The following is a 21,636-nucleotide window of genomic DNA, read 5'->3' as shown; positions in this document are numbered from 1 at the left end:
GGCTCGTCGGATGCGCCGCTTCCTCGGGATCGACCTCGCCTGGGCGGAGGGCACCGCGACCCGGCCGGCGCGCGAGACGGGGCTCGCGTGCATCGACGCCTCGGGCCGTGTGCTCGACCTCACGACCGCCCGCGGGATCGACGAGGTGGTCGCCTGGGTCGCCCGCTGGGAGGACCCGGGAGCGGTCGCCGCGGTCGACGGACCGCTGGTCGTCGCCAACGCCACGGGCAGCCGCCTCGCCGAGAAGGAGGTCGCCTCGCGCTACGGCCGCCTCGGCATCTCCGCGTACCCGTCGAACACGGGCCGACCGGCGCAGGGCGCGGTCGTGCTGCGGCGGAGGCTGGAGGCGGCGGGCTGGGAGTACGACGACGGGTCCGGCGCCGCGCGCGACGCGGGCGCCCGCACGATGCTCGAGTGCTACCCCTACACGACGCTCGTGGGCGCGCCCGAGCTCGGGTTCGCGGGCGTGAAGCCGCGCTACAAGCGCCTCGCGCCGCTGCTCGCGACGGCCGAGCGGCGCCCCCACCGGGCGGCCGAGTTCCGCGTGGTGCTCGACGCGGTCGCGGGGCTCGCACACGCGGATCCGCCGCTCGACGTGACGACGCACCCGCGCGCGGCCGCGCTCGTCGCCGACGGCCCGGCGATCGTGGAGCGGCAGCACAAGCACCTCGAGGACCTGCTCGACGGCCTCATCTGCGCCTGGACCGCCGCGTACTGGGCCCGGCACGGGCTCGCGCGCTCGCAGGTGCTGGGCGCGACGGACCCGGTGGTCGACGAGCACGGCCGGCGCGGCACGATCATCGCGCCGGCGCGCCCGCACCAGCGCGCGCCCGGCGATCCGCTGTCCGCTCCCGCGGGCTAGCGGGCGATCCGACTAGCGGGCTAGCCGGCGATCGGACGCGTCAGCCCCGGCGCAGCCCGAAGCGCAGCTGCAGAACGAGCAGCAGGTTCTTCACGAGCGTGTCGCTCGGGATCTTCGACTCGCCCTCGGTGCGGTCCATGAACACGATCGCCACCTCGGTGGGACGCTTCGCGGTCTTCAGCGCGCGCTGCTTCATCTCGATCTGGAAGCCGTAGCCCGTGGTCGTGATGGTGGAGGGCCTGATCCGCCGCAGCAGCTGCGTCTCGTAGAGGTTGAAGCCGCCCGTGTAGTCCGTGATGCGGGAGCCGAGGAACAGGCGCGTGTAGAGGTTGCCGCCGACGCTGAGGAACCGGCGCTTGAGGTCCCAGTCGGGCGTCGCGCCGCCCCGGATGTAGCGCGAGGCGACCACGAGGTCGGCGCCGCCGCGCACCCGGCGCAGCATCTCCGTGATGTAGGCGGGGTCGTGCGAGAGGTCGGCGTCCATCTGCAGGATGTGGGTCGGCGGCTCGTCGGCCCCGAGCAGCTTCTCGAAGGCCCAGATGTAGGCCGCGCCGAGGCCGGCCTTCTCCGCGCGGGTCTCGACGCGCACGCGGAACGTGTCGGTCTCGACGCTCGGCGCGAGCGACCGGACAAGGTCGGCGGTGCCGTCGGGCGAGGAGTCGTCGACGATCATGGCCGTGATCCGGAAGTCGGGGTTCTGGCCCGCCATGGCCGCGAGGCGGGGCAGCAGCTCCCCGACGTTGCGCGCCTCCTCGTAGGTGGGGATCACGATCGTGAGACTGCTCAAGCTGGTGGTTCCGTCTCCGAATCGGGGATGACCCGGATCCGGGCCTCGTCGAGTCTAGCCAGCGACCGCCGATCGGACCGCTCCGGACGGGCGTCGCCCGTTATCGCCTTGTTACACTTCGTGTGGCCCGGTGCTCAGACTCCGGGCGCACCGCCGAACCGACCGGCGACCGCCCGGGAGGATCAGCGTGACCAAGCTCCTCGCCGACCGCCGCGTCCGCTTCCTCATCGCCGGCCTCCTCAACACGGGTCTCGACTTCGTGCTGCTCAACGCGCTGATCCTCGCGGCGCACATGCCCGTCCTCGCCGCGAACCTCATCTCGGTCACGGTCGGCATCACCATCTCGTACTTCCTCAACCACTTCTTCGTGTTCCGCCACGGCGAGCCCGTGACGATGCGCCGGTTCCTCAAGTTCTTCGCGGTCACGGGCTTCAGCTCGCTGCTGCTGCAGAGCGGCGTGATCTGGCTCTTCGAGCGCGGCTTCGACACGACCTTCGGCCGCTCGCTGCTCATGTTCGGCACGAGCGCCGAGCAGGAGTTCCTCGAGATCAACATCGCGAAGGCCACGGCCGTGCTCATCGGCCTCGTGTGGAACTTCACGCTCTACCGGCTCGTGGTGTTCCGGACGCCGGCGCCCGCCGCCGAGGCCGCGGCCGACGACGCCGGCTCCCGCGCCGTCCGCCAGTCCGCGTCCGCCGACTGAGCCGACCGAGCCGAGCAGCCCGGCCCGGCCCGGCCCGCGGCACCGGCTACAGCAGCTTCCCGACCTCCGTCACGAGCTGCTGTATGCCGAGCACCACGAACAGCAGCGCCGAGAGGCCCATCACCGTGTTGCTGAGCGGCCGGTTCCGCCACGCGCGCGGCGTGCGGTCGGTGTTGAGGAGCACGAGCAGCGTGATCGCGAGGAACGGCATGAAGAGGGCGCCGAGCACGCCGTACGCGATGATCAGGCCGATCGGCTGGTCGAGGAAGAGCAGGCCGATGGGCGGGATCGTCAGCCAGACGATGAACGCCCGGTAGTAGCTGCCGCCGAGGCGACGGCGCGGGTCCTCGACGTCGAGGCCGCGGACGGTGCCGAGGAAGTCGGCGAACATGAGCGAGACGCCGTTCCACACGCCGAGGATCGAGGAGAATGACGTGGCGAAGAACCCGAGCAGGAAGAACCACGTCATGAACGCGCCGTAGCGCTCCCCCAGCACGTCGGCGAGCTGCACGAGCCCGCCCTCGCCGTCGGCCAGGGCGATGTCGGCGGAGTACAGGAGCTCCGCGCCGACCACGAGCATGGACAGCACGAAGATCCCGCTCATCACGTAGGCGACGGAGTTGTCGATGCGCATGACCTTCATCCAGCGGGGCGCCACCCAGCCCTTCTCGCGCAGCCAGTAGCCGTAGGCCGCGAGCGTGATGGTGCCGCCGACGCCGCCCGCGATGCTGAGCGCGACGACGAGGCCACCCTCGGGGACGGTGGGCACGAGGCCCGTGAGGAGCGCCGGCACGTTCGGCACGGTGACGACGGCGGCGCCCACGACGGTCACGAACATCAGCCCGACGAACACCGCGATGATCTTCTCGAACGCCGAGTAGCGCCCGAACCAGACCACGACGGCGCCCGCCAGGCCGCATGCGATGGCGAACACCTTGAGGTCGACGCCCGGGAAGAGCGCTGCGAGCGGGAGCGCCGACGAGCTCATCGCGGCGGCGCCGTAGACCAGGCCCCAGATGAGGATGTACGGCCCGAAGTACCAGGTGGTCCAGCGGCCGACCGTGCGCCAGCCCTCGAAGATCGTCCTGCCCGTCGCGAGCGAGTACCGGCCGGCGCCCTCCACCAGGAAGATCTTGATGATCACGCCGAGGACCGCGGCCCAGAGCAGGGCGTAGCCGAAACGGGATCCGGCCACCAGCGTCGCGACGAGGTCGCCCGCGCCGATGCCGGTCGCGGCGACCACGAGGCCGGGTCCGACGATGCGCCAGCGCTTGGCCGACTCCTGGGGTCCGCGGACGTCGCCGCGCGTGTCGAGGTCGGTCATGAGCGGGCTCCCGTGCGTCGTCGAAGGGGGTCCCGTCCCACCTTACGCAGGGCTGGGCGTCGCGCGCCCTCTGGCGATCGCGCGAAGCCCGGGGATCAGACGCCCAGCAGCTGCTCGATCGGCCCGCGCGCGAAGAAGATCAGGAACCCCGCGGAGACGACCCAGAGCAGCGGCGAGACCTCGCGCGCGCGGCCCGAGAACGAGCGCACGAGCACCCAGGAGAGGAAGCCGACGCCGATGCCGTTGGCGATCGAGTACGTGAGCGGCATGACGAGCACGGTGAGGAACACGGGCAGCGCGACCGAGAAGTCCGTCCACACGATGTCGCGGATCTGCGACGCCATGAGCGTGCCGACGATCACCAGCGCGGCGGCCGCGACCTCGAGCGGCACGACCTGCGTGAGCGGCGTGAAGAACATCGCGAGGAGGAAGAGCACGCCCGTGACCATCGACGCGAGGCCCGTGCGGGCGCCCTCGCCGATACCGGACGCCGACTCGATGAACACCGTGTTCGACGAGCTCGAGGTGGCGCCGCCGGCGACCGCGCCGAAGCCCTCGACGACCAGCGCGCCCTTCAGGCGGGGGAAGTCGCCGCGCTCGTCGGAGAGGTCGGCGGCCTTCGCGAGGCCCGTCATGGCCCCCATGGCGTCGAAGAAGTTCGTGAAGACCAGCGTGAAGACGAGCATCAGGCTGGAGATGATCCCGATGCGGCCGAACGCGCCGAAGTCGAACGCGCCGACGAGGCCGAGGTCGGGCAGCGAGACGGGCGTGCCGGGCAGCACGGGCGCGTTGAGGTTCCAGCCGGTGGCGCCCGAGGTGTTCGACGGGCCGATGTGGAAGACCTGCTCCACGACGATGGCGATGAGCGTGGTCGCGACGATGCCGATGAGGAGCGCGCCGGGCACGCGGCGGGCCATGAGCACGCCCATGATCACGAGGCCGAGGATGAAGACGACGGTCGGCAGCGACGCGATGGACCCGTCGATCCCGAGCGCGAGCGGCGACGCCGGCACGCCCGTGCCGCGCACGAAGCCGGAGTCGACGAAGCCGATGAACGCGATGAAGAGGCCGATGCCCACCGTGATGGCGGTCTTGAGCTCCCGCGGGACGGCCCGGAAGATCAGCGTGCGGAGGCCCGTGGTGGCGAGCAGCACGATCACGAGGCCGTTGATGACCACGAGGCCCATCGCCTCCGGCCAGGTGACCTCGCCGACCACGCTGACCGCGAGGAACGAGTTGATGCCGAGGCCCGCTGCGAACGCGAACGGGAGGCGCGCGACGAGGCCGAACAGGATGGTCATGACGCCCGCGGTGAGGGCCGTCGCGGCGCCCACCTGCGAGGCGCGCAGCCAGTTGCCGTCCACGTCGAGCGTGGCCTGGTCGGCGCTGAAGCCGCCGAGGATCAGCGGGTTGAGCACGACGATGTAGGCCATCGTCACGAACGTGAGGACGCCGCCGCGGATCTCACGGGCGTAGGTGGATCCGCGCTTCGTGATCTCGAAGAACCGGTCGAGCGCGCCGCGCCCTCCCGTGGTCTCGGGGGCGGGGGACGACGTGCGCGCTTCGGTCATGGGCTTCTTCCGCGAGGGGTCGGGCGACGGGGAGGGAGGGAGCCGACGACCTTGTCGGGACGGGATCGAGCCTAGGGGCGGGCGCGCGGCCGGGACCAGCCCGGATCGCGGCGCCCCGCGGTCAGGAGTGGAGGGCCGGGATGATCAGGTACACGCCGTAGAGCACGGCGAGGCCGCTGAGGGCGAAGCAGACGTAGCCGCCGACGGTCGCGGCCTGCGGGCGGATGCCCGTCACCGAGACCTTGTCGCCCTCGTCGTCGTACTCGGTGCCGACGGCCAGCAGCCGCACGCCGAGGGAGAAGAGGCACACCACCGCGACGGCGCCCACGAGGGCCGCCACGGCGACGACGAGGAACGCGCTCCAGTCGATCATGCGGCCTCCCTGGCCTTCCGGGCGGCCTTGGTGGCCTTGCGTCCGCGCACCGCGAATCCGGCGGCGTCGACCTCGACGATGGCGTTGCGGGCGTCGACCGCGTTCCGGCGCGAGCGCCAGAAGATCCAGACGATGACGGCGACGCCGACGACCGCGTCGATGACGAAGCCGACCGTGCCGGTGCTCGCGATGAAGGCCGCGAGGGCGCCCACGACGGCGGCCGACGGCAGCGTGAGCAGCCAGCCGAGCGCGATCTTCCCCACCGTGTTCCAGCGCACGGACGCGCCGCGGCGGCCGAGGCCCGAGCCGATGACGGATCCCGACGCGACCTGCGTGGTCGAGAGCGCGAAGCCGAGGTGGCTCGACGCGAGGATGGTGGCCGCGGTCGAAGCCTCGGCGCTGAACCCCTGCGCGGGCTTGACCTCGGTGAGGCCGGATCCCATCGTGCGGATGATGCGCCAGCCGCCCATGTAGGTGCCGAGGGCGATGGCGACGGCGCAGACCGCGATGACCCAGAACTCCGGGCCGGAGCCCGCGGCCTGCACCCCGCCCGCGATGAGCGTGAGGGTGATGATGCCCATGGTCTTCTGCGCGTCGTTGGTGCCGTGCGCGAGGGCCACGAGCGACGAGGTGAAGATCTGGCCGTAGCGGAAGCCGCCGCGCTCGTTCGGGCCGCTCGAGCGGCGCGTGATCGAGTAGGCGAGCTTGGTGGTCGTGTACGCGATGAGGCCGGCGATCACGGGGGCGAGCAGCGCCGGGAGGATCACCTTCGACAGCACCACGCCGAAGTCGACCGAGCCGAGCCCCGCGCCGACGACCGCCGCGCCGATGAGCCCGCCGAACAGCGCGTGGCTCGAGCTCGACGGCAGTCCGCGGAGCCAGGTGACGAGGTTCCAGACGATGGCACCCATGAGCCCCGCGAAGATCATGGTCGGCGTGATCTGCACGCCGCCGTCGCCCTCGCGGATGATGCCTCCGGAGACGGTCTTCGCGACCTCGGTGCTGAGGAACGCGCCCACGAGGTTGAGGACCGCGGCGATCGCGACGGCCACCCGCGGCTTCAGGGCACCCGTCGCGATGGGGGTCGCCATCGCGTTCGCCGTGTCGTGGAAGCCGTTGGTGAAGTCGAAGAACAGCGCCAGGGCGATGACCAGGACGACGATGAGGGTGAGATCCACTACCGGATCCCTCGAGCGGATGTCACAGTCGTCGATCCTAACGGCCTGCATACGCCGGGCTCGAACGGGCGTCCGGCGGATGACGGTCGGATGAACATCTCGCGCCGGATCCGAAGGGTCAGATGTGCGGCACGAAGTCGCGCCAGGCGACGCGACGCTCGGCGTGCGGGTCGTGCTCGACGCGGTCGACCACGTCGAACACGAGGGTCGCGCGCTCGCCCGACGCCCCCGCGTCCGCGTCCGCCGCCCCGGTGCCCGGCGCGTCATCGTCGCCGCCCACGTACGGCGGCCACGACTCGTCGACGGTGCCGTCCTGCGCGAAGCGGAGCCAGGCGATGCGCATCCGCTCCCCCGCCGCGACGAACGCGCGCCGGCCGCCGAGCAGGGTCATGCCGCGGCCGAGCATCGAGTCCATGCGGTCGAACAGCGCGAACAGCTCGAGGCCGTGCGTGGCGTCGAGGCCCATGAGGTGGACGAGGCGCGGGGCGATGTCGAAGCGGTAGAAGTGCACGGGCGCGTAGCGGGCGTGCCGCTCGGCGACCTTGATCGACGGGAACCAGAAGGCGTAGTCGCCGCCGAAGTCGAGCGCGGCCCGGCGCTTCGGCAGGCCGGGGTAGAGGGCCGCCAGCTCTGCGCGGTGCGATTCGTCGGTCTTCGCGAACACGGCCTCGATGCGCGGCGGCGTGGTCGCGAGGATGTCGAGGCGGCCGGTGAACAGGGATCCCTCGCGCTCGTTGGTGCCGATGATGAGCGGCACGCGAGCGGCCCGGCCGTGCTTGAACGCGTCGAGCGGGCGCTCCGGCAGCACGTCGCCGTCGATGACGGGGCTGAACGTGATGGTGCCCGGCTCCTCGTCGGGCGTCCGAACCATCAGCTCGTTCGCCGCCGCGGCGAGCGTGGACGCGCTCGCGGCGGTGAGCAGCCGGACGGCTTCGGCGTCGTCGGGCGCGCGCCCCGCCCGACCCGCGAGGAGGCCCACGAACTCGGCCGCCCACCGCGCGGTCTGCTCGGCCGGGTAGACGGCGTTCGTCGGCGAGCTCTGCGCGATTGCGCGGGCGAACAGGCCGTGCGCGGCGGGCACGGCCATGAGCGTCGTGACGGCGTTGCCGCCCGCGGACTCGCCGAAGACCGTGACGTTGTCGGGATCCCCGCCGAACGCGCGGATGTTGTCGCGCACCCACTGGAGCGCCTGCACCTGGTCGCGGAGGCCCAGGTTCGACTCGATGGGGCGATCAGGCCTGGAGTACCGGCTGAAGTCGAGGTAGCCGAGCGCGCCGAGCCGGTAGTTGAAGCTCACGTAGACGATGCCGCCCTGGCGCACGAGGCCCTCGCCCTGCACCGGGTTCTCGCGCGAGGATCCGACGACGTACGCGCCGCCGTGGATGAAGACCATGACCGGCCGCAGCTGCGACTCGCGGTTGACGCGCGCGGCGTCGGGGCTGAGCCCGGACGGAGCGATGACGTTGACGGTGAGGCAGTCCTCCCCCATCGGCGTGCCCTGCGGCGCGCCCATGAAGGCGCCCGCGCTGACCTGCGGGGCGACCTTGCCGAAGTGCTGCGCGAACCGCGCGCCCTCCCAGCCGAGGACGGGCTGCGGGGCCCGGAATCGCAGGTCGCCGCGGGGCGGGGCCGCGAAGGGGATGCCGCGCCAGGCCTCGATGCCCCGCTCGCGCACGCCGCGGACGGTGCCGCCCGTGACCTCGACGTCGAGCTCCGACGGGTCGTACGCCGGGGTGGGCACGTCGGCGTCGGAGGTCACCCGATCGAGTTTACGGTCCGCCCTCACGCTCCCGGGACGGCCGTCGCGAGCAGGCGCTCGATCGCGCGCTCGGCCCGCCAGAGCGCCGACTCGGTGCGCAGCCGCTCGGCCTCGTGCAGCACGCCGAGCGCGAACGCGTCCTCGCCGCGCGCCGCGAGGCGCCTCGCCTCGTCGCGGAGGATGCGCTGCATGGCGATGCCGTCGCGGTGCTCGCCGAGCTCGTCGTGCACCTCCTCGGCCGCGGTCGCGAGCCGCATCGTCTTCCGGCCGAGCACCGTGACGGTGCGGCCGCTCACCTCCTCCGCGGCGTAGCGGAGGCGCTTGGCGGCCTTCCGGACCTCGTGCAGCGCCTCGGTGCGCGCGGCCTCGCCGACCGCCTCCTGCGCGACCGCGGCCCGGCGGCCGACCCGCTCGGCGTCGCGGCGCAGGGCCGCGTGGAGCGCGGGGCCCGCGGGGGAGCTGGCGTCGTGGGCGAGCGGCGGATCCGCGACCAGGGCGTCGAGGTCGTCGAGCAGCGCGAGGTAGCGGGCGGACGAGAGCGCCCGGACCACGCGCTCGCGGGCGCGGCGGTAGCGCTCGTCGAGGACGTCGTGCAGGGCGTCGCCGACGTGGTCGGGGACCGTCCCCGTGTCGTGCTCGACCACTGACCAGACGACGCGGTCGCGCAGCACCTCCATGTCGCGGGCGCCGCCGAGGACGGCCCCGAGCGCCGTGAGCTCGGCGCGGACGGGCGCCGTGGCGGCCGGGTCGATCACGTCCTGGTGGGTGCGGAGGGCGCTGCGGAGGCGGCGGACGGCGACGCGCATCCGGTGCACGGCGTCGTGCTCGTCGGCGCGCACGCGCGGATCGGCGGCGACGAGGTCGCGCACGCCGCGGGCGAGGATCGCGCGGGCGACGTCGGACGCGGGGCTCTCCCGCGTGAGGGTCGCGGGATCCCGCAGCGCGGGACCCGCGGGCGCCTGGCGGCCGAGCGCGTCGGCGCCGAGCGCGCGGGCCAGCTTCGACGCGCTGTCGGACGGGCGGGCGCCGACCTCGAGCACGTGCCGCTCGATCCGGTCGAGGAGCGCGGTGCGCTGCTTGCGCTTCGCGGGCGCGTCGGGCAGCAGCTCGACCTCCCACTCGTGCCAGGCGCGCACGGTGCCGCCGCGGACGTCGGATCCGGTGACCCGGTCGTCGGCGAACTCGGCGACCGCGCGGCCGTCGGCGTCGTGCAGCGTGACGGTGGTGCGGACGGTCTCGAGGCGCGCGAGCGGCGTGAGCTCGCGGCCGCGCACGTGGACGGCGACCTGGTCGAGCACCGGGCCGGGGATCGCACCGTCGTCGCCGTCGCCGTCCTGCAGCGGCCAGCCGAGCTCGGTGCGGCCCTCGCCGCCGTCGGCGGGGAGCTTGACGTGCCAGCCCGCGTCGTGCCCGCCCTCGCGGCGGCGGAGGATCATGCGGCGGTCGGCGAGCGCGTGGTCGGCGGTGTCGAGGTAGACCGCCACGAGCGTCACGGGCTCCGCGGACCGCGCCTCGGCGATCCCCTCGATGCCGGCGAAGGCCGGGACGGGCACCCCGTCGGGGACGTCGTACTTGCGCTCGATCTCGACGGAGGATGTGTGCACCATCCTCCCTGTGTAGCGCACGCGGCCGGACGCGGCCAGCCGCCGACGGTCGCCCGGAGCGCCGCAGTCCCGGCCGTGGGTCAGACTTGCCGACATGCCCATCCGCCGCCGTCACGTCGCGCCCGACGACGCCACGCCGCGGGCCGACCTCGAGGAGGCCGCCCTCCACCGGCGGCAGCGCATCGGCCGCGAGCTCGGCTGGTACGCGTGCCGCCGCGCGGTCTACGGCTTCATGAAGCACCGCGGCATCGATATGACCGCGAGCCTCACCTTCTACTCCACGCTGTCGCTCGTCCCCGCGGCGGTCGCGGTGCTCAGCCTCATCGGCGTGGTCGGCGACACGCGCGCGGGCGTCGAGGGCGTGCTCGCCGTGCTCACCTCGGTGCTGGGCGACTCCGCCGTCGACGTGATCCGCGACCCGGTCGAGCAGCTCGCCGACGGACCGCGCTCGGGCGTCGCCTTCACGGTGAGCTTCCTCGGCGCGCTCTGGACCTCGGCCGCGTACGTCACCGCGTTCGGGCGCGCGATGAACCGCGTGCAGGAGACCGAGGAGGGCCGGCCGCTCGTGAAGTACCGGGCGCTGATGCTCGGGGTGACGATCGCGCTGCTCGTCGTGAGCGTGGTGATGGTCGGCATGCTGCTGCTCACCGACGAAGGGGCCCGCGCGCTCGGGCAGCAGCTCGGCCTGGGCGACACGACGCTCGTGGTGTGGGCCGTCGTCAAGTGGCCGCTGCTCGTGGCGCTGCTGACGGGGATCATCGGCGTGCTGTACGCCGCGACCCCGAACCTCCGCCGCCGTCGTGTGGACCTGCTCACCTGGGGCAGCCTGGTCGCGATCGTCGCATGGGGCCTCGGCACGGCGGGGTTCGTCGCCTACGTGACGCACGTCGCGACCTACGAGTCGACCTACGGCGTGCTCGGCGCGGTGATCGTGCTGCTGCTGTGGCTGTACATCGGGAACCTGTCGCTCGTGCTGGGCGGCGAGCTCGACGTGGAGATCATCCGCGCCAGGCAGCTGCAGGCGGGGATCCCCGCCGAGCACGCGCTGCGGCTGCCCGTGCGCGACACGACCCGCGCGGACCGGCTCGCGCGGCGCCGCGCCCTGCTCGAGGACGAGGGGCGGCGCCTGCGCGAGGCGCGTTCGGGACCGGACGCGTCGGCCTCGGAGGAGCGCCGGGCGGATGCCCCGCCGACGCTCCCCGAGGACGACACGAGGGAGGTGCGGGTCAGGAGGCGCTGGTCCGCACGACCATCTTCCCGACGTTCTCGCCGCGCATGAGGCCGGTGAACGCCTCGAAGGCGCGGTCGATGCCGTCGATCACGGTCTCGTCGGCCGTGATGCGGCCCTCGGACAGCCACGGGCCCATCTTCGACGCGAACTCGGGCGCGAGGTCCTGGTGGTTGCCGAGGGTGAAGCCGCGGAGAGTGAGGCCGCGCGTGACGATGCGGCCCGTGTTGCGGATCGCGATCTCCTCGCCGGTGGAGTTGTAGGTCGAGATCGAGCCGCAGTTGGCGACGCGGCCGAAGTCCTTCAGGGCGCCGAGCGCGGCGGACAGGTGGTCGCCGCCGACGTTGTCGAAGTAGAGGTCGATGCCGTCGGGCGCCGCCTCCGCGAGCTTCGCCTCGAGGTCGCCGCCGTGGTAGTCGAACGCGGCGTCGAAGCCGAGGTGCGACGTGAGGCGCTCGACCTTCTCCGCCGATCCCGCGCTGCCGACGACGCGCGAGGCGCCGAGCAGGCGGGCGATCTGGCCCACCATGGAGCCGACAGCGCCGGCCGCGCCGGACACGAAGACGACGTCGCCCTCCTTGATGGACGCGATGCGGGTGAGGCCGACGTAGGCGGTGAGGCCCGTCAGGCCGAGCACGCCGAGGTGGGCGGAGGACGCCACGCCGGGCACCTCGGGGACGGGGCGGAAGCCGCCGGCCTGGCCCTGGGCGACGTCGCGCCAGCCCAGCATGTGGCTGACGAGCGTGCCGACCGCGAGGTCGTCGGAGCGGGACTCGACGACGCGGCCCACGGCAGATCCGGTCATGGCCTCGTCGAGCTGGAACGGCGGCACGTAGGACGGCACGTCGTTCATGCGGCCGCGCATGTAGGGGTCGACGGAGATGAACTCGTTCTCGACGCGGACCTCGCCGTCCTGCAGGTCGGGGAGGTCGACCTCGACGCGGCGGACGTCGTCGGGGGTGGGCTCGCCGGTGGGGCGCTTCGCCAGCTGCCACTGGATGCTGCGTGCGGACATGGGTCTCCTTCGCTCTGGGGTGCGGGCGGTCGGTCGGCCGGCCCGCGGCGCTCGTGGCGCGGCCCCACCCTTCCACCGCCCGCTGGACGCGGCACCCAGCGAGCCGTGGCCTCGTGACGCGGCGGCCGGGCGCGTCGCCTACGCGGCGGCGGTCGCACCCCGCTCCGCCACGTGCGCGGCGAGCACGTCGCGCACGCTCGTCCAGGTGTGCGTGCCGAACCGCTCGCGGTCCACGTGCAGCAGCTCGGCCTCGCCGCTGTACATGCTCACGAGGTACTGCATCCCCTGCCAGGCCGGGAACGTCTCCTGCTCGTCGCGGCCGACGCGTCGCATCGTCCTGGCCGCGGTCGAGAGGACGCCCGTGGTGCCGGCCCACTGGAGCTGGAACGTCGTGCCCGTGATCTCCGTCATGGTGCGCGCGATGTCGCGGGCCGTCACCCGGTCCCCCGCCACCTCGACCACGCGGGGCGCGTCGTCGTCGAGCGCGACGAGCGCCGTCACGCGGGCCGTGTCGTCCTTGGTGGTGAAGTCGAGCACCTGGTCGGCGGACGACCAGTAGAGGACGCGGTGCCGGTCGAACAGCACGATGGGCGCCTGCCCGGTGAGCATGTCGGCGAACGCACCGTTGAGCACCGAGGTGGCCCGGATGGGCGCGGCGTCGAGGTCGGCCGCGAACTCGCGCCGCAGCTCGAAGTTGCGGTTCGTGCCGGGCGTGACGCGGCGGTAGTCGGAGGAGTAGTCCGAGGGGATGAAGCGCGGCACGCCGGCCGCGACCGCCGCCGACAGGAGCGCGCGCTGCGCTCCCACGATCACCGCACGGGCGCCGCTGACGGCGGAGACGACGACGCGCGCGCCGGCGACCCCGCGGATCAGCGCGGCCCGGTCGGTGTAGGCCGCCTCGACGACCTCGACGCGCGGGTCGTCGCCCCACGTCTCGGCGGCGCCGGTGCTGCCGGGGCGGGTGAGGACGCGGACGCGGGCATCCTGCGCGAGGAGCTCGCGGACGATGCGGCGGCCGATGTCGCCGGTCGCGCCGGCGACGACGACGGGGCCGGATGCGGGTGCGGGGGAAGAGGTGGTCACGATGGTTCTCCGTCTCGGGGAGTGCGGCGCGCCGGTCGGCGCGAACGATGGGGGGCGGCGACGGGCTGCTCGAGGCCCACGATGGCCGACTGCTCCGCGGCGGGGCCGGCGGCCTCGCCGATGCCGACCGCGACGCGGGCGAGGAGGCGACGGAGGGCGACGCGCTCGTCGGGGTCGAGGTCCCGCATCAGGCCGTCCTCCACCTCGCCGAGGGCGACGCGCGCCGTCGCGAGCAGGGAGCGCCCGGCGTCGGTCGGCACGACCTGGCGGATCCGGCGGTCGCGCGGATGCAGCTGCCGCTCGACGTGCCCGCCCTCGGCGAGCGCGTCGATCACGTAGGTCATCTGCGTCTTGTCGATGCCGAGCCGCTGCGCGAGCGCGAGCTGCGACGACGGCTCCTCCGTGGTGATCGCGACGAGCACCTGGTAGCCGCGCGGCCCGCCCGGGACGTGCGCCACGGCGGCCTGCGCGGTGCGTACGAACCCCTGGTACACGGCCTGGATGGACCAGCCGAACTGCGTCTCGATGCCGCCGGAGCCCCAGTCGATGCCGGAGGCGTCGACGCCGGACGCGTCCACGTGGGCGTCGACGCCGGACGCGTCCACGTGGGCGTCGACGCCGGACGCGTCCACGTGGGCGTCGGCGCGGGTGTCGGCGTCGCTGCGGGAGGTCATGGTGAGAACGTATCGTCAGAAGACCGTCTCTCGCAACGACGATCTCCAAGACGTAAGGAATCGCGCTCGGCGCACGCGCGGACGACGGGGCCGATGCGTCCGGTCGTCCGCCGGATCAGCCCCCGAACGGGCGCAGCGACACCGACTCGAGCGTGCCGTCGCGGGTCTGATCGACCACGAGGCGCACGGCGCGCGCGACGGATGCGGGCTCGAGGTAGCGCGTCTCGTCGTACGCGCCGCCCTCCTTGGCGCGCAGCTCCCGCTGCATGTCGGTGGCGACGCGGCCCGGGTGCACGCTCGACACGCGCACGCCGTTCGGGCGCTCCTCCTCGCGGAGGGCGTCGCCGAGCGCGCGGAGGGCGAACTTGGATCCCGCGTAGACGCCGCCGGTGGGGTTCGCCGTGAAGCCGGATCCGGAGTTCACGAGCACGACCTGCCCCTTCGCCGCCCGGAGCGCGGGCAGGAGCACGCGTGTCACCTCGGCCACCGCGAACACGTTGACCTCGAACACGCGGCGCCACTCCTCCACCGGCGTCGCGTCGACCGCGTCGCCGCCGATCACGCCGGCCGAGTGCACGAGCACGTCGAGGCGGTCGAGCCCCGGCACGAGGTCGGTGAGGCCGCCCGCGGCGAGGTCGGCCGCCCAGCCGACGGCGTCGGTGAGGGAGGCGGCGAGCGCGTCGACGGCATCGCGGTCGCGGCCGTGCACGATCACGCGATGCGTGCGGGCGAGGTCTTCGGCGACGGCGCGGCCGATGCCGCGGGTGGCTCCCGTGACGAGGGCGACAGGGCGGGCGGTGTCGGTCATGGATCCTCCTGGGTCGCGGTCCTCCAGGCTACCGACGGCATCCGGCCATCCCGTCGGGGGTGCTCCGGGGCATGACGTAGCGTGAAGGGACCCGCCTCCGAGCGGCCCGCCGCCCGAGAGGATCCGCCCGTGCACGCCCGCTTCTCCGCCAGCCTCGAGGTGCTGCGCCAGGAGGCCCGCGACGAGCTGGACGCCGTGATCGAGCACCGTTGCCGGAACGGCGACGACCCGTGGGAGGTGATCCCGCAGCTGCCGACCGTGGACGAGCACGTGGTCGCGACGCTCCGGCAGGACGTGCTCGAGGCCGACGGGATGGCCGAGGAGCTGGCCCGCGTGCGCGATCCGTCGACCGAGCCCGGCGTGGTCGCGCGGTTCGAGTACCGGCTGCTGCGCGGGATCGCCATGGAGCACCCGGACCTCTCGCGCGCGGTGTGGACCCTCATCGGCCGCATGGAGCGCGACCTGCGCCGACGCTCCTGAAGCGGTGGCGAGAGCCGCATTCGCCCTCGGCGAACGGCTTGGCACTCCCCTGCGTCGAGTGCTAATCTCGCCGTAGTTGAGCCGAGGGGGCTCAACCCGCAGATCATCACCGCAGATCATCGTGAGGAGTCGAGCATGAACATGACCTTCGATCCGTTCCGCGAGCTGGACCGCGCCATGGGCGCCCTCGCCGAGACCCGCCAGGCGAACCGGCCCATGCCCATCGACCTGCACCGCGAGGGCGACACCTACGTGTTGGCCGCCGACCTCCCGGGCATCGACCCGGGCTCGGTCGACATCGACGTGGACGGCCAGCTGCTGACCATCCGCGCGGAGCGCACGCTCGCCGGCGACCAGAACGTGCGGTGGCTCACGCGCGAGCGCGTCGCCGGCACGTTCCTCCGCCAGCTGACGCTCGGCCAGGGCATCGACACCGAGCGCATCTCGGCGCACTACGCCAACGGCGTGCTGAGCGTCACCATCCCGGTGAGCGAGCGGGCGAAGCCGCGCAAGATCGCGGTCACGTCCGACGAGCAGCAGGGCCAGGGCCAGGACGGTCAGACGCTGCGCGTCGAGCAGGGCGCGCACGCCGCGAGCTGATCCGACCGGGCCGCGAGGCGCCCACACGACGAGGAGCCGTCGTCCGCAGCAGCGGGCGGCGGCTCCTCGCATGCGCGGGCCGGGTGGTCAGTCGATGCGCGGCCGGAGGCCCGCGTGGATGGCGAGCGGGTTCCGCAGCGAGCCGTGGATCTGCATCACCGGCGCCTGCAGATCGACCATCCGCCGGTTGTCGCGCAGCTGCAGGCGGTTGAGGCACGAGCGGTCGAACGACGGCGCGAAGAGGTCGAGGCGCGAGAAGCGCTCCGCGAGCTCCGGGTGCGCGCGCTCGTGGTCGGCGAGCGCCTCCGCGGCCACGCGCCACAGGCCATCGGGGCCGAGGTCGTCCCGGTCCTCGAGGAGCGCGGCGGCGAAGCGGAGGAAGCCGTCCATCACGTCGGTGAAGACCGTGAGGGTGCGCTCGTCCTCGGGGATCTCCATGCGGATCCGCCGCACGTCGTCCGGCAGCTCGCGCTCGGTGTCGAAGAGGGCGACCTCCTCGGCGATGTCCTTCATCAGCACGCGGACGACGACATGGTCGCGCAGCACGAGGATCACGTTCTCGCCGTGCGGCATGAACGCCAGGTCGTGCGCGATGAGCGCGTGCGCGAGCGGGACGAGGTACGCGTCGAGCCAGCGGCGCAGCCACGCGGCCGCGCCGATGCCGGATGCATCGATCAGCGCGCCGAGCACCGTGTCCCCGTGCGCGTCGACGTGCAGGAGGCTCGTCATGCTCATCAGCCGCTCGCCCTCGGCGAGGCCGGGCACGGGCGACTCACGCCAGAGCGCGGACAGCATCTTGCCGTGGGAGTGGCCGGGCGGCAGCGCGGCGTCGACCCGCTCGTCGCGCACGCCGACCGCGGCGACCTCGCGGAGGATCCCGAAGCCGAGCCGCGCGAACTCCGCATCGCCCGTGACGAGCGCGTGCACCCAGTCGTTGATCGCGGGGGTCACCGCCATGTACGCCGGCGAGAGGCCGCGCGTGAAGCCCATGTTGAGGATCGACAGCGAGGTCTTGACGTAGCAGCGCTCGGGGCTCGTGCGGTTGGCCCACGTGCGGATCGACTGCTGCGCGCCGTACTCGTCGTCGCCCGTGCCGAGGAGCACGATGTCCCTCCGCGCGACGAGACCCGCGAAGGTCACCGTGACCACGTTCTCCCACTGCCACGGGTGCACCGGCACGAGCACGCGCTCGGCGGGGTCGACGCCGAGCGCCTCCATGCGCGCGCGGAAGCGGGCACGGGCGGATCCGCCGAGCTCCGCGTCGAGGAACGCCTCCCGGTCGAGGCCGTCGATGGCGGTGAAGCGGGCGAGCCGCGCGTTCACGGCGAGCCAGAGGATCCGCACGTCGGCGCCCGCCTCGGGCGCGTACCGGTCGTGGTCGTCGAGGTCGAAGCCGATGCGGCCGTTGGTCGCGACGAAGCAGGGGTGGCCCTCGTCCATCGTCGACTCGACCTCAGCGTAGGACGCCGTGAGAAGGCCCCGCGCGTCGGGCACGTCGCGGAGGCGCGAGAACGCGGCGGCCGACAGCGTGCTCTGGATCTCGTCGAGGTAGACGGGCAGGACGTCGTCGGTGATCCCGAGCCGGTCGCGCAGGTCGAGCACGAGGTCGGTCGCGTCGAGCTCGGCGGGCAGGCCGTCGACCGTCCGGCGGACGCTCGCCTCGTCGACGTCCCAGTGGTCGAGCTCGAGGATCCGGGCGCGGTACTCGTAGCGGCTCCGGCCGTCGGCGCTCGCGACGCGGTACTCGGCCCAGCGCCTCGGGTCGTGCGGGCGGCGGGGCTCGCCGGGCGCCAGCTCCGGGTCCACGCGCTCCGGCGCGATGAGCAGCTCGTGCGCGAACTCGGCGAGCGCCTTGCGCACGAGGTGGCGGGTGGCGGCGGCCCAGACGTCGGGGCGGAGGTGCGCGGCGGGGTGGACGCGCGGATTTGGCTCGGAGGCCCTCGACGCGGCGGCGGGCCGGGTCTCGGGGTGCGCGTCGCGCGTGCGGTCGGGGGTCAGGGTCATGGCGGGTCCGTCCGTGGGGGTGGCGTGCAGAAGGGCGTCGTCGCGCGTGGCGACGCTGAGGAGCGCGTGCTTCGTGCCGAGGTCGACGACGCGGAGCGGCCGGAAGCCGACGAGCTCGTTGAGGCGCTGGATCCGGGTGTTGCGGACGTCGGGCTCGACGACGAGGCGCCGCACGGCCGGATCCCGGAGCAGGCGCGCGACGACGTGCCGCATCACGGCGGTCGTGAAGCCGGGCAGCGGATCGCCCGCGGGCGGGGCGACGAGCAGGTGCATGCCGCGGTCGCCCGGCAGCGGATCGAGGTGCGCGCCGATGGGGTCCTCGGCCGGGTCGTAGGCCTCGACGAGGAACGCGGGCGCGCCGTCGTGGAGGCCGATCCAGGCCTCGCGCCGCGGATCCGCCGCGATGGACGCGTACTCGGCCCGCACGTCGTCGAGCGTCGCGTGCTCCATCTGCCAGAAGCGGGCGCGCGGGGCCGTGACCCAGGAGTGGATGAGCGCGGCGTCGGCGTCCGGCTCGAGCGGGCGCAGGTCGAGCACGTAGGCGATGGACTCGGCGGGCGGCGTGGTGGCGGACGCCTCGAGGGCGGGCGCGCTCATGCGAGCACCCCCGATCCGGCCGCAGGCACGTCGTCGGGCAGCCCGAACTCCTGGAACGCGATCCGCTCCTCCACCGCGTAGTCCTCACGCCCCGTGATGGCACGCAGGATCCGCGAGTTGCGGTGCGCGGTCATGCCGAGGTCGGGCGCGACGAAGCCGTGCGTGTGCACCTCCGCGTTCTGCACGAAGAGCGTCCCGGCGTCGTCGACCGTGTGCTCGCGCGCCACGTCGAGGCGGCCGCGCGCGTCGCGGTGCACGCGGTCGCCGAGCCCGTCGAGGATCCGCGGCGCCGATGCGTCGTACCCGCTCGCCATGATCACCGCGCCCGTCGGCCAGTCGCGCTCGGCGCCCGTCTCCGCATGCCGCAGCCCGAGGACCGCGCCGCCGTCAGGCGTCGGCCGCGCCGACACGACCTCCGCGTTCGTCAGCAGCCGGGTCGGCACGCCGGATCCCGCGTCGCCGCCCGGCGCGAGCCGCCCCTCCGCCCGCAGCGCGTCGAAGGCGAGCCGCTTCCGGTAGAGCGTGTGGAAGATCTCGTCGATGAGCTCCGAGTCGATCCCCTTGTAGAGGTTCCGCTGCTCGCGCAGCAGCATGTCGCGGGCGTCGGCGGGCAGGCCGAAGAAGTGGTCGCTGTACTCGGGGCTCGTCATCTCCAGCGTCAGGCGCGTGTACTCGAGTGGGAAGAACCGCGGCGAGCGCGTGATCCAGTCGAGCCGGTAGCCGCGGGAGTCCACGTCCTCGAGGAGGTCGCGGTAGATCTCCGCCGCGCTCTGCCCGCTTCCGACCACCGTGATCGCGTCCCGCTCCTGCAGCGCGGCCTTCGCGCCGAGGTAGCCGGAGCTGTGCACGACACCCGGCAGGTCGCGCACGGCCTCGGGCAGCCAGGGCGGCGTGCCCACGCCGACCACGAGGTTCCGTCCGCGGTGCACGTGCGCGGTGCCCGCGGCGTCGACCGACTCGACGACGTACGCGCCGCTGGTCTCGTCGTAGCGGATCGCCCGCACGTCGCGGTCGAGCTCGATGCCGCGCGCCCGCTCCGCCGCCCACCGGCAGTACGCGACGTACTCGCTGCGCAGCACGAAGAAGTCCCCGCGGATGTAGAAGGAGTACAGCCGCCCGGTGTCCTTGAGGTAGGCGAGGAACGAGAAGCGCGAGGTCGGATCCGCGAGCGTCACGAGGTCGGCCAGGAACGGCGTCTGCAGGTGCGCGGTCGGCAGCATCATGCCGGGGTGCCAGTCGAATCGGGGCTTCCGCTCGAGCACGACGAGGTCGAGGTCGTCGAGCGGGTCGGCGAGGCAGGCGAGCCCGAGGTTCGCGGGGCCGAGGCCGATCACGACGACGTCGTGGATGCGGTCGGGGGCGGAAGCGGCGGCGCTCATCGGCCGGCCTCCGCGGCGGCAGGGGCATCCGAGCCCAGCCCGGCGTCGAGCGCGTCGCCCGCCGCCACCACCATCCGCAGGATCTCCGCGATGTGCGCGTCGGTGGTCGCGGGGTTGAGCAGCGTCAGCTTGAGGTGCGCGCGCCCGCCCACGCGGGTCGCGGCGACCATCGCGCGGCCCGAGTCCTGGATCGCCTGCCGGATGCCGCGGTTGACGGCGTCGGAGCGCGCCCCCGCGTCCGGCCCCGCGGATCCGTCCCGCTCCCCCGCCGGCACGTACCGGAACACGAGCGCGCTGATCTCGGGCCGCACCACCACCTCGAGCGCCGGGTCCCGCCGCAGCGCCGACCACGTGCGGTCGGCGAGCGCGATGACGTCGTCGAGCATCCGCCCCACCCCGTCGGCGCCCACCGTGCGCAACGTGAGCCAGAGCTTCAGCGCGTCGAAGCGCCGCGTGGTCTGCAGCGACTTGTCGACCTGGTTCGGGATCTCCTCGTGCGCGCGGTCCGCCGGGTTCAGGTAGTCGGCGTGCAGCGTCGCGTGCCGGAGCGTGCGGCCGTCGCGCACGAGCAGCGCGCTGGAGCTCACGGGCTGGAAGAAGGTCTTGTGGTAGTCGACGGTCACCGAGTCGGCGCGCTCGATGCCGTCGAGCAGGTGCCGGTGCCGGAGCGAGGTGAGCAGGCCGCCGCCGTACGCGGCGTCGACGTGGAGCCAGATCCCCTCGCGCCGGCAGACGTTCCCGATCGCGGGGAGCGGGTCGACGCTGCCGAAGTCGGTGGTGCCGGCGGTCGCCACGACGGCGACGGGCAGGAGGCCCGCCGCGTAGCAGCGCGCGAGCTCCCGCTCGAGGGCGTCGACCCGCATCCGCTTGGCGTCGTCGCTCGGCACGCGGACGACCGCGTCGGGGGCGAGGCCGAGGATCCGCGAGCTCTTCTCGACGCTGAAGTGCCCGACGTCGCTGACGAGGATGCGCATCCGCTGCCGGTCGCCGGGTGCGAGTCCGTGCACGGCCGCCGCCTCGTCGCGGGCGAGCAGCAGCGCCTGGAGGTTCGACTGGCTGCCGCCGCTCGTGAACACGCCGTCCGCTTCGTCGCCGAGGCCGGCGCGGCCCGCGGTCCAGTCGATGAGGGCACGCTCGATGAGGGTCGCGCCCGCGCTCTGGTCCCAGGTGTCCATCGACGTGTTGACGCTCGAGAGGATGAGTTCGCCCGCGATGGCCGGGATGAGGATCGGGCAGTTGAGGTGCGCGACGTACGACGGGTCGTGGAACCACACCGCGTCGCGGAGGTACAGGTCGTCGAGCTCGTCGAGGGCGTCGTCGAGGCCGCCGAGCGGGCGGTCGAGGTCGAGCCCGGCGAAGGATCCGCGGAGCCGGTCGGGCGTGATGCCGGTGAACGGCCCGTCGGCGCGGCGGGCGGCGGCGCGGACGTAAGCCGCGGCCGACCGGAGGGCGGCGTCCCAGCCGGCGAGGGAGCGGTTGGAGAAGAGCTCGGCGGCGGGATCCGCCTCGGCCGTGAGCGGGTCTTCGCGGGGGTCGTCGAGCGTCGGATCGGACGGGTGGGCGGCGTGCGGGGAGAGGGTCATGGGTCCTTCGTCGGTTCGATGGGG

Annotated in this window: 19 protein-coding genes; 5 read left to right on the top strand and 14 right to left on the bottom strand. The window is 73.4% G+C overall.

Annotation, left to right across the window (positions count from 1 at the left end; translation table 11 throughout):
- The first annotated feature begins 10 nt into the window (after positions 1-10).
- Complete coding sequence (locus HDR73_RS03760; RefSeq protein ID WP_012298550.1) at positions 11-862, top strand: DUF429 domain-containing protein; 852 nt, start codon at positions 11-13, stop codon at positions 860-862.
- A gap of 40 nt (positions 863-902) precedes the next feature.
- Here HDR73_RS03760 and HDR73_RS03755 read toward each other — a convergent pair whose 3' ends face one another.
- Complete coding sequence (locus HDR73_RS03755) at positions 903-1,649, bottom strand: polyprenol monophosphomannose synthase (RefSeq protein ID WP_012298549.1); 747 nt, start codon at positions 1,647-1,649, stop codon at positions 903-905.
- A gap of 187 nt (positions 1,650-1,836) precedes the next feature.
- Here HDR73_RS03755 and HDR73_RS03750 point away from each other — a divergent pair, with 187 nt between their 5' ends.
- Positions 1,837-2,352 carry a GtrA family protein gene (locus tag HDR73_RS03750; protein ID WP_012298548.1) on the top strand — a complete coding sequence of 172 codons (516 nt, stop codon included), beginning with the start codon at positions 1,837-1,839 and terminating at the stop codon, positions 2,350-2,352.
- Positions 2,353-2,398: 46 nt separating this feature from the next.
- Here HDR73_RS03750 and HDR73_RS03745 read toward each other — a convergent pair whose 3' ends face one another.
- The 6 genes from HDR73_RS03745 to HDR73_RS03720 form a co-directional block, all read right to left on the bottom strand.
- A complete protein-coding gene (locus tag HDR73_RS03745; protein ID WP_012298547.1) occupies positions 2,399-3,676 on the bottom strand; it encodes an Nramp family divalent metal transporter in 1,278 nt (425 codons plus the stop codon).
- A 95-nt stretch (positions 3,677-3,771) separates the two neighbouring features.
- Positions 3,772-5,247, bottom strand: coding sequence for an NCS2 family permease (locus HDR73_RS03740; protein WP_012298546.1), 1,476 nt, complete (start codon positions 5,245-5,247; stop codon positions 3,772-3,774).
- A 121-nt stretch (positions 5,248-5,368) separates the two neighbouring features.
- Positions 5,369-5,620 (bottom strand): hypothetical protein, encoded by a 252-nt coding sequence (locus HDR73_RS03735; protein WP_012298545.1) that lies wholly within the window; start codon positions 5,618-5,620, stop codon positions 5,369-5,371.
- Positions 5,617-6,798 carry an inorganic phosphate transporter gene (locus HDR73_RS03730; RefSeq protein ID WP_041464456.1) on the bottom strand — a complete coding sequence of 394 codons (1,182 nt, stop codon included), beginning with the start codon at positions 6,796-6,798 and terminating at the stop codon, positions 5,617-5,619. Before HDR73_RS03730 ends, HDR73_RS03735 begins: the two co-directional genes overlap by 4 nt.
- Positions 6,799-6,916: 118 nt before the next feature.
- Positions 6,917-8,557 carry a carboxylesterase/lipase family protein gene (locus HDR73_RS03725; RefSeq protein ID WP_223842735.1) on the bottom strand — a complete coding sequence of 547 codons (1,641 nt, stop codon included), beginning with the start codon at positions 8,555-8,557 and terminating at the stop codon, positions 6,917-6,919.
- A gap of 23 nt (positions 8,558-8,580) precedes the next feature.
- Positions 8,581-10,164 (bottom strand): CYTH and CHAD domain-containing protein, encoded by a 1,584-nt coding sequence (locus tag HDR73_RS03720; RefSeq protein ID WP_041464455.1) that lies wholly within the window; start codon positions 10,162-10,164, stop codon positions 8,581-8,583.
- 91 nt (positions 10,165-10,255) lie between these two features.
- On the opposite strand from HDR73_RS03720, the gene HDR73_RS03715 reads away from it, so the two are divergent.
- A complete protein-coding gene (locus HDR73_RS03715; RefSeq protein ID WP_012298541.1) occupies positions 10,256-11,440 on the top strand; it encodes a YihY/virulence factor BrkB family protein in 1,185 nt (394 codons plus the stop codon).
- Here the strand turns inward: HDR73_RS03715 and HDR73_RS03710 are convergent.
- The 4 genes from HDR73_RS03710 to HDR73_RS03695 all read right to left on the bottom strand — a co-directional run bounded on the left by HDR73_RS03710 (position 11,388) and on the right by HDR73_RS03695 (position 14,969).
- The gene (locus HDR73_RS03710) at positions 11,388-12,404 is read right to left on the bottom strand and encodes an NADP-dependent oxidoreductase (RefSeq protein WP_012298540.1); all 1,017 of its coding nucleotides are present in this window, start codon (positions 12,402-12,404) and stop codon (positions 11,388-11,390) included. The two genes, HDR73_RS03715 and HDR73_RS03710, sit on opposite strands and share 53 nt — an antisense overlap.
- Before the next feature lie 138 nt (positions 12,405-12,542).
- Entirely contained in the window at positions 12,543-13,487 is a 945-nt protein-coding gene (locus HDR73_RS03705; RefSeq protein ID WP_012298539.1) for an NmrA family NAD(P)-binding protein, read from the bottom strand.
- Entirely contained in the window at positions 13,484-14,161 is a 678-nt protein-coding gene (locus tag HDR73_RS03700; RefSeq protein ID WP_287136231.1) for a MarR family winged helix-turn-helix transcriptional regulator, read from the bottom strand. Before HDR73_RS03700 ends, HDR73_RS03705 begins: the two co-directional genes overlap by 4 nt.
- Positions 14,162-14,276: 115 nt before the next feature.
- The gene (locus tag HDR73_RS03695; RefSeq protein ID WP_012298537.1) at positions 14,277-14,969 is read right to left on the bottom strand and encodes an SDR family oxidoreductase; all 693 of its coding nucleotides are present in this window, start codon (positions 14,967-14,969) and stop codon (positions 14,277-14,279) included.
- Positions 14,970-15,050: 81 nt separating this feature from the next.
- Between HDR73_RS03695 and HDR73_RS03690 the strand changes: the two genes are divergently transcribed.
- Positions 15,051-15,449 carry a hypothetical protein gene (locus HDR73_RS03690; RefSeq protein ID WP_012298536.1) on the top strand — a complete coding sequence of 133 codons (399 nt, stop codon included), beginning with the start codon at positions 15,051-15,053 and terminating at the stop codon, positions 15,447-15,449.
- Between the two features lie 135 nt (positions 15,450-15,584).
- Entirely contained in the window at positions 15,585-16,049 is a 465-nt protein-coding gene (locus HDR73_RS03685) for an Hsp20/alpha crystallin family protein (RefSeq protein WP_012298535.1), read from the top strand.
- Positions 16,050-16,136: 87 nt separating this feature from the next.
- Here HDR73_RS03685 and HDR73_RS03680 read toward each other — a convergent pair whose 3' ends face one another.
- Genes HDR73_RS03680 through HDR73_RS03670 form a run of 3 tightly spaced genes read right to left on the bottom strand, consistent with a single transcriptional unit; the run spans position 16,137 to position 21,612 of the window.
- Entirely contained in the window at positions 16,137-18,650 is a 2,514-nt protein-coding gene (locus HDR73_RS03680) for a GNAT family N-acetyltransferase (RefSeq protein ID WP_012298534.1), read from the bottom strand.
- Entirely contained in the window at positions 18,647-20,029 is a 1,383-nt protein-coding gene (locus HDR73_RS03675) for a lysine N(6)-hydroxylase/L-ornithine N(5)-oxygenase family protein (protein WP_012298533.1), read from the bottom strand. The genes HDR73_RS03680 and HDR73_RS03675 overlap by 4 nt, the downstream gene beginning before the upstream one ends.
- Positions 20,026-21,612 (bottom strand): pyridoxal phosphate-dependent decarboxylase family protein, encoded by a 1,587-nt coding sequence (locus HDR73_RS03670; RefSeq protein ID WP_012298532.1) that lies wholly within the window; start codon positions 21,610-21,612, stop codon positions 20,026-20,028. Before HDR73_RS03670 ends, HDR73_RS03675 begins: the two co-directional genes overlap by 4 nt.
- Between the last annotated feature and the right edge of the window lie 24 nt (positions 21,613-21,636).

It is taken from the genome of Clavibacter sp. (genome assembly GCF_014802555.1).
In the GTDB taxonomy this organism is placed as follows: domain Bacteria; phylum Actinomycetota; class Actinomycetes; order Actinomycetales; family Microbacteriaceae; genus Clavibacter; species Clavibacter sepedonicus.
Note: the sequence above shows the minus strand (reverse complement) of the source record. Positions and strands in the feature narration are given on the sequence as shown.

Excerpts from the sequence above, each read along its gene's own strand:
- HDR73_RS03685 (WP_012298535.1), top strand. The coding sequence starts at position 15,585 with ATGAACATGACCTTCGATCCGTTCCGCGAGCTGGACCGCGCCATGGGC.
- HDR73_RS03695 (WP_012298537.1), bottom strand. The coding sequence starts at position 14,969 with ATGACCGACACCGCCCGCCCTGTCGCCCTCGTCACGGGAGCCACCCGC.
- HDR73_RS03760 (WP_012298550.1), top strand. The coding sequence starts at position 11 with ATGCGCCGCTTCCTCGGGATCGACCTCGCCTGGGCGGAGGGCACCGCG.
- HDR73_RS03670 (WP_012298532.1), bottom strand. The coding sequence starts at position 21,612 with ATGACCCTCTCCCCGCACGCCGCCCACCCGTCCGATCCGACGCTCGAC.
- HDR73_RS03675 (WP_012298533.1), bottom strand. The coding sequence starts at position 20,029 with ATGAGCGCCGCCGCTTCCGCCCCCGACCGCATCCACGACGTCGTCGTG.
- HDR73_RS03680 (WP_012298534.1), bottom strand. The coding sequence starts at position 18,650 with ATGAGCGCGCCCGCCCTCGAGGCGTCCGCCACCACGCCGCCCGCCGAG.
- HDR73_RS03710 (WP_012298540.1), bottom strand. The coding sequence starts at position 12,404 with ATGTCCGCACGCAGCATCCAGTGGCAGCTGGCGAAGCGCCCCACCGGC.
- HDR73_RS03745 (WP_012298547.1), bottom strand. The coding sequence starts at position 3,676 with ATGACCGACCTCGACACGCGCGGCGACGTCCGCGGACCCCAGGAGTCG.
- HDR73_RS03715 (WP_012298541.1), top strand. The coding sequence starts at position 10,256 with ATGCCCATCCGCCGCCGTCACGTCGCGCCCGACGACGCCACGCCGCGG.
- HDR73_RS03700 (WP_287136231.1), bottom strand. The coding sequence starts at position 14,161 with ATGACCTCCCGCAGCGACGCCGACACCCGCGCCGACGCCCACGTGGAC.
- HDR73_RS03735 (WP_012298545.1), bottom strand. The coding sequence starts at position 5,620 with ATGATCGACTGGAGCGCGTTCCTCGTCGTCGCCGTGGCGGCCCTCGTG.
- HDR73_RS03740 (WP_012298546.1), bottom strand. The coding sequence starts at position 5,247 with ATGACCGAAGCGCGCACGTCGTCCCCCGCCCCCGAGACCACGGGAGGG.
- HDR73_RS03720 (WP_041464455.1), bottom strand. The coding sequence starts at position 10,164 with ATGGTGCACACATCCTCCGTCGAGATCGAGCGCAAGTACGACGTCCCC.